The sequence below is a fragment of the Nonomuraea sp. NPDC003201 genome (genome assembly GCF_053590415.1).
The window spans coordinates 1-1,996 of sequence record NZ_JBSFTC010000685.1 but is presented as its reverse complement, the minus strand read 5'-3'; the positions used below and the strand labels follow the sequence as shown (position 1 = coordinate 1,996).

Here is a 1,996-nt window from a genome sequence, read left to right as displayed (position 1 = left end):
GCCTCGCCGACGCGTTCGCCGGCGAGGCGGTCGCCGGGCTGCGGGCCACCTTCTCGACCGCGCACTTTCTCGAGATCTCGCCGGAGCACGCGAACAAGGGCGAGGCCCTGCGCTGGGCGGCCGCGCACCGGCGCATCCCCCTCACCGCCACGGCCGCCGTCGGGGACATGCCCAACGACCTTCCCATGCTCCGCGAGGCCGGGCTGCCCGCGGCCGTCGCCAACGCCCACCCCGAGGTCAAGGCGGCCGCCCGTATCCTGCTGCCCAGCAACGACGACGACGGCGTGGCCTCGCTGATCCACGCCATCCTGCGCTGACCGCTTCTGGAGACGCCGATGCCGCAGCTGGAATGGGTGCTCGGGAGCTGCCGGCTGCTGGCCGAGACCGCCGAGGAGTTCGCCGGTACTCGTCCGTTCGCCGGCCTGACGATCGGCGCGGCCATCCATCTGGAACCCAAGACCGCCACCCTCCTCCTCGCGCTGCGGCGGGGCGGGGCGGCGATCGTGGCCACCGGCAACCTGATGACCACCCAGCAGGAGACGGTGGCCGTGCTGCGGGATCGAGGGGTGAACGTGATCGGCGAGCGCACCGGCGACCCGGAGGTTCACGCCGCCCACCTGCGTGACGTGCTCGCCTGCCGGCCGGATCTCATCCTCGACAACGGCGGGGAGCTGTTCGCCCGGTTCCTGGAGGCGCCGTACGAGTCGCTGGTGGGCGGGACCGAGGAGACCACCTCAGGGCGGGCGAGGCTGCTGCCACTGCGCGAGCGGATCGCGCGGCCGCTCCTGGTCATCAACGACAGCCCGATCAAGCAGTTCGCCGAGAACGAGCACGCGGTGGGCCAGAGCGTGCTCGAGTCGTTCATGCGCATCACCAACCGGGCCACGAACGGGCTCCGGGTCACCGTCATCGGCTACGGAGCCTGCGGACGCGGCGTCGCCGGCAACTTCGGCCGGGCGCGCGCCCGCGTTTCCGTGCTCGACACGGATCCGGTGCGGCGGCTCAACGCGCTGCTCGACGGTTTCGCGGTGCCGGAGCGGGAGCAGGCGATCTCGTCCTGCGACCTCATCGTGACCGTCACCGGGGCCGCGCGCGTCCTCACCGGGGCCGATCTCCGCCTGCTGGCCGACGGTACGATCCTGGCGAACGCCGGTCATGTTCCGTGGGAGATCGACCTGGCCGACCTGCTGGGGCAGCCCGACGTGGTCGGCACCGTCGAGCCGACCGAAGGCGTCACGAGCCTGATCCTCGGCGATGGCAGACGCGTTCACGTGCTCGCCGGCGGGCACATGGTGAACCTGTCCGGGCCGCGCCCGCTGGGCAACTCGGTGGAATCGATGGATCTCGGGTTCACCCTCCAGGCCCGCTGCCTGGAGGCCATCGCGCGCGGGCTCGTGCCGGCCGGGCAGTGCGTCGTCCCTGTGCCCCCTGAGATCGACGCCAAGGTGGCGCACGCCTACGTAGCCCTCGCCAACCGGGCGAGATGACGCGTTTCAGCGGTGCGCAGGTCCGGCGCTTCGTGCTCGCCCAGGCCACGCCGAGTCCGCTCCAGAGCCGGGAGGCCCGTACGGCGCCGTCGGAGTAGCCGATCACGTCCGCGGCGAAGAGCTCTTCGAGTGCGGTCATGTCGCCGGAGCGGGCGGCGGCGACGAAGGCGGTGAGGAGGCGGCGTTGTTCGGCTTGGGTGACGGGGGTGGGGCGGGCGATGAGGACGCGTTTGCGGGCTCGGCTGACGAGCTGGCGTATGGCGGGTTCGTTGAGTTCGAGGATGTCGGCGATCTGCCGGTAGGGGTAGTCGAAGGCCTCGCGTAGCACGTAGGCGGCGCGTTCGGTGGGGGAGAGCCGTTCCAGGAGGAGCAGGACGGCGAATTCCAGGGCTTCGGCGCGTTCGGCGCCGAGGTAGGGGTCGGCGCCGGTGTCGACGGGTTCGGGCAGCCAGGGGCCGAGGTAGGTCTCGCGGCGGACGCGGGCGGATTGCGTGGCGTTGATCGCCAGC

Annotated in this window: 2 protein-coding genes and 1 pseudogene; 2 read left to right on the top strand and 1 reads right to left on the bottom strand. The window is 71.9% G+C overall.

Annotated features, from left to right (window positions below; genetic code table 11):
• Nucleotides 1–317, top strand: a 317-nt coding sequence (locus tag ACWDX9_RS62720; protein ID WP_449973354.1) for an HAD family hydrolase, incomplete at its 5' end; no start/stop codon positions are given.
• An 18-nt stretch (nt 318–335) separates the two neighbouring features.
• Nucleotides 336–1,397, top strand: a pseudogene (locus ACWDX9_RS62715) (adenosylhomocysteinase); the annotation flags it as partial.
• Here ACWDX9_RS62715 and ACWDX9_RS62710 read toward each other — a convergent pair.
• On the bottom strand, nt 1,351–1,996 hold a 646-nt coding region (locus ACWDX9_RS62710), incomplete at its 5' end, for a sigma factor-like helix-turn-helix DNA-binding protein (RefSeq protein ID WP_449973353.1). The pseudogene ACWDX9_RS62715 and the gene ACWDX9_RS62710 sit on opposite strands and share 47 nt — an antisense overlap.